The 4,240-nt window shown below is 68.1% G+C and carries 3 protein-coding genes; all 3 read right to left on the reverse strand.

Annotation, left to right across the window (positions count from 1 at the left end):
* Positions 1-66 precede the first annotated feature (66 nt).
* Complete coding sequence (locus VML93_RS18825; RefSeq protein ID WP_325612988.1) at positions 67-1,455, reverse strand: pitrilysin family protein; 1,389 nt, start codon at positions 1,453-1,455, stop codon at positions 67-69.
* Positions 1,433-3,703 carry a polyribonucleotide nucleotidyltransferase gene (locus tag VML93_RS18830; RefSeq protein ID WP_325612990.1) on the reverse strand — a complete coding sequence of 757 codons (2,271 nt, stop codon included), beginning with the start codon at positions 3,701-3,703 and terminating at the stop codon, positions 1,433-1,435. The genes VML93_RS18825 and VML93_RS18830 overlap by 23 nt, the downstream gene beginning before the upstream one ends.
* A 305-nt stretch (positions 3,704-4,008) precedes the next feature.
* On the reverse strand, positions 4,009-4,240 hold a 232-nt coding region (rpsO, locus tag VML93_RS18835), incomplete at its 5' end, for a 30S ribosomal protein S15 (protein WP_325612992.1).

Below are 4,240 nucleotides of genomic sequence, written 5' to 3' on the forward strand. Positions count from 1 at the left end.
ACCATCGGGCTAGTCCGCCGACGGCGAGCGCCGGCACGGCGCGAGTGAGGAGGCGGACATTTGAGGCTACCCTACCATCGCCCGAAGTTGTTGTGGCAGCGATCGTTTCGAGCTATACGGGCCGAGAACGGCCCCGCCGTACCGCTTGCTCAGCAGCCGGCGGGCCACCGCGTTGACCTCCTCGACGGTGACCGCGTCGATTTGCCGCAGGGTGTGCTCGATGCTGCGGTGCATGCCGTAGTTCAATTCACTGCGGCCGATCCGGCTCATCCGGGAGCCGGAGTCCTCCAGGCCGAGGACCAGCCCGCCGCGCAACGAGCCCTTGGCGATCCGGCATTCCGACTCGGTGATGCCGTCGCGCGCCACCGCTTCGAGCACGTCGCCGGTCACCCGCATGACCTCGGGAAAACGCTCGGGCAGGCATGCGGCAGACACCGACAGCGCGCCGGTGTCGGCGAACATGTCCAGCGCGGAGTACACCGAGTAGGCCAGTCCGCGGGACTCCCGAACCTCCTGGAACAGCCGCGAACTCAGCCCGCCGCCCAGCGCCGTGTGCAGCACCGACAGCGCCCAGCGATGCTCCCAGCCGCGCCCGGGCGTGCGCACGCCCAACGACACGTGGGTCTGCTCGGCGTCCCGCTTGCCCAGCGTCAATTGCGGGCCGCCGTTCACCCGACCGGCGCCCTTGCGGGGCGCGACGGGATGCCGCCCGCGGACCAGACGCGACCCGAAGTGCTCCCGCACCAGCGCGACCACCTGGTCGTGGTCGACATTGCCGGCCACCGCGACCACCATCCGCTCCGGTGTGTAGCGGCGCAGATGAAATGAGTTCAGCTGGGCTCGCGTCATGCCCGACACGGATTGCGATGTGCCGATCACCGGACGCCCGACCGGGTGGTCACCGAACAGCGCCGTCAGGAACATGTCCGACAGCGCGTCCTCGGGGTCGTCGTCGCGCATCGCGATTTCCTCGAGGACCACCGCGCGTTCCAGCTCGACATCGTCGGCGGCACAACAACCGTTGAGCACCACGTCGGCGACCAGGTCGACCGCGAGCGCCAGGTCGCTGTCGAGCACATGCGCGTAGTAACAGGTGTGCTCTTTGGACGTGAACGCGTTCAGTTCCCCGCCGACAGCGTCCATGGCCCGGGCGATATCGACAGCGGTGCGCGTCGGCGTCGACTTGAACAGCAGGTGCTCGAGGAAGTGGGCCGCCCCGGCCACCGTGGCGCCCTCGTCGCGCGATCCCACCGCCACCCAGACGCCGATGGACGCGGAGCGGACCGCGGGCAGGTGTTCGGTGACCACGCGCAGGCCGCCGGGCAGTGTGGTGCGGCACAGTCCCGGAGACGGCTTGACCGGCGGCTCTGCATGTTGCCGGCCCCGCCGCAGGGCGCTGCCACGGCCGGAGCGCGCCCCGGCCGTCGCGGGATCAGTTGCTCGCCGTGGCGGCATCGGCCGGCGCGGTCTCCGAAGGGGCTGCAGCGGCAGGAGCTGCGTCCGCGCTGTCTTCTTCGGCCACTAAGACCAGCGAGATCTTGCCGCGCTTGTCGATGTCGGCGATCTCCACCCGCAGCTTGTCGCCGACGTTGACGACGTCCTCGACCTTGGCGATACGCTTGCCCTTGCCCAGTTTGGAGATGTGCACCAAACCGTCGCGGCCGGGCAGCAGCGACACGAACGCACCGAAATCCGTTGTCTTGACCACAGTTCCGAGGAACCGCTCGCCGACCGTGGGCAGCTGCGGGTTGGCGATCGCGTTGATCCGGTCGATCGCGGCCTGCGCCGACGGCCCGTCGGTGGCCCCGACGAACACGGTGCCGTCGTCCTCGATCGAGATCTGCGCACCCGTCTCCTCGGTGATGGCGTTGATGACCTTGCCCTTGGGGCCGATCACCTCGCCGATCTTGTCCACCGGGACCTTGATGGTCGTCACCCGCGGCGCGTACGGGCTCATCTCGTCCGGCTTGTCGATGGCCTCGGCCATGACATCGAGAATCGTCAGGCGCGCATCCTTGGCCTGCGCGAGCGCACCCGCGAGCACCTTGGACGGGATGCCGTCGAGCTTGGTGTCCAACTGCAGCGCGGTGACGAAGTCCTTGGTGCCAGCGCACTTGAAGTCCATGTCGCCGAACGCGTCCTCGGCGCCCAGGATGTCGGTCAGGGTGACGAAGCGGGTCTCACCGTCGACCTCGTCGGACACCAGGCCCATCGCGATGCCGGCCACCGGCGCCTTGAGCGGCACCCCGGCGTTGAGCAGCGCCAGCGTGGACGCGCAGACCGACCCCATCGACGTAGATCCGTTGGAGCCCAGCGCTTCGGAGACCTGACGGATCGCGTAGGGGAATTCCTCAACGCTCGGCAACACCGGGATCAGGGCCCGCTCGGCCAGCGCGCCGTGCCCGATCTCGCGCCGCTTGGGCGAGCCGACCCGGCCGGTCTCACCGGTGGAGAACGGCGGGAAATTGTAGTGGTGCATGTACCGCTTGGAGGTTTCGGGCCCCAGCGAGTCGATCTGCTGGGCCATCTTGACCATGTCGAGCGTCGTGACACCCAGGATCTGGGTCTCGCCCCGCTCGAACAGCGCGCTGCCGTGCGCCCGCGGCACTACCGCGACCTCGGCGGACAACGCGCGGATGTCGGTGATGCCGCGGCCGTCGATGCGGAAGTGGTCGGTGAGGATGCGCTGGCGGACCAGCTTCTTGGTCAGCGAGCGGAACGCGGCGCTGACCTCTTTCTCCCTGCCCTCATAGGTGTCGGCGAGCCGCTCGAGGACCTGCGCCTTGAGCTCGTCGGTACGCGCGTCGCGCTCGGCCTTGCCGCTGATGGTCAGCGCCTTGGCCAACTCCTCGGTGGCCACCGAGGCGACCGAGTAGTACACGTCTTCCTGGTAGTCCGGGAACGTCGGGTACTCGCTGACGGGTTTGGCGGCCGCGTCGGCCAGCTCCTGCTGTGCGGTGCACAGCGCGGCGATGAACGGCTTGGCCGCCTCCAGGCCTTCGGCCACAACGGTTTCCGTCGGCGCCTGGGCGCCGCCCTCGACGAGCTCGATGACCCTGTCGGTCGCCTCGGCCTCGACCATCATGATCGCCACGTCTTTTTGGTCACCGCTGTCGACGATCCGGCCCGCCACGACCATGTCGAACACGGCCCGCTCGATCTGCTCGACGGTGGGGAAAGCCACCCAGGTGCCGTCGATGAGCGCCACCCGCACGCCCCCGATGGGGCCGGAGAACGGCAGGCCGCTCAGCTGGGTGGAGGTCGACGCGGCGTTGATCGCCAGCACGTCGTAAAGGTCGTTGGGGTCCAGACTCAGGATCGTGACCACGATCTGGATCTCGTTGCGCAGGCCGTCGACGAACGACGGGCGCAGCGGGCGGTCGATAAGCCGGCAGGTCAGGATCGCGTCGGTGGACGGACGGCCCTCGCGGCGGAAGAACGAGCCGGGGATGCGCCCGGCCGCGTACATCCGCTCCTCGACGTCGACCGTCAGCGGGAAGAAGTCGAAGTGCTCTTTAGGGTTCTTGCTGGCGGTGGTCGCCGACAGCAGCATGTTCTCGTCGTCCAAGTAGGCGACCACAGAGCCGGCGGCCTGCAGGGCCAGACGGCCCGTCTCGAAACGGATGGTGCGGGTGCCGAAGCTCCCGTTGTCGATGGTGGCGGTCGCCTCGAACACGCCCTCTTCAATTTCAGCTACAGACATAGGTGTCCGTATGGCCTCTCTGCGTTATTGATCTTTTTCGCGGCATCACGCGAAGCTGGCAAAGAGTCTGAATGCGGCTACGGCCATCGATCGAAGCGGCCGACCTGCCCCAGATCCGGGGAGCCCGGCAGCCACTACCGAAGACCGCCCGATGCAGACCGGGCTGCTCCCACAGTGACAACGCTGGAACGGCACACGCGGATCTGCGCGAACCGCACCGTTTGCCCGGACCTAGACGGTCCAAACGACCCCACTCTACACGGGCTAACCCGCAGGTCTAGCAGGCCTCCGGGGCAACGCCCGCGTCAGCGGCGCAGACCCAGCCGCTCGATCAGCGAGCGGTAGCGCTCCACGTCGATCTGGGAGATGTACTTGATCAGCCGGCGCCGCCGACCGACCAGCAGCAGCAACCCGCGCCGCGAGTGGTGGTCATGCTTGTGCACCTTGAGATGCTCGGTCAGGTCGGCGATCCGCTTGGTCAGCAGCGCGATCTGCGCTTCGGGGGACCCGGTGTCGGTGTCATGCAGGCCGTACTGG

Origin of the sequence: Mycobacterium sp., assembly GCF_035499775.1 — a bacterium.
In the GTDB taxonomy this organism is placed as follows: domain Bacteria; phylum Actinomycetota; class Actinomycetes; order Mycobacteriales; family Mycobacteriaceae; genus Mycobacterium.

What these genes read in the sequence shown, in the direction of transcription:
- VML93_RS18825 (WP_325612988.1), bottom strand. Translation starts at nt 1,455, where the DNA reads ATGCCGCCACGGCGAGCAACTGATCCCGCGACGGCCGGGGCGCGCTCC.
- VML93_RS18830 (WP_325612990.1), bottom strand. Translation starts at nt 3,703, where the DNA reads ATGTCTGTAGCTGAAATTGAAGAGGGCGTGTTCGAGGCGACCGCCACC.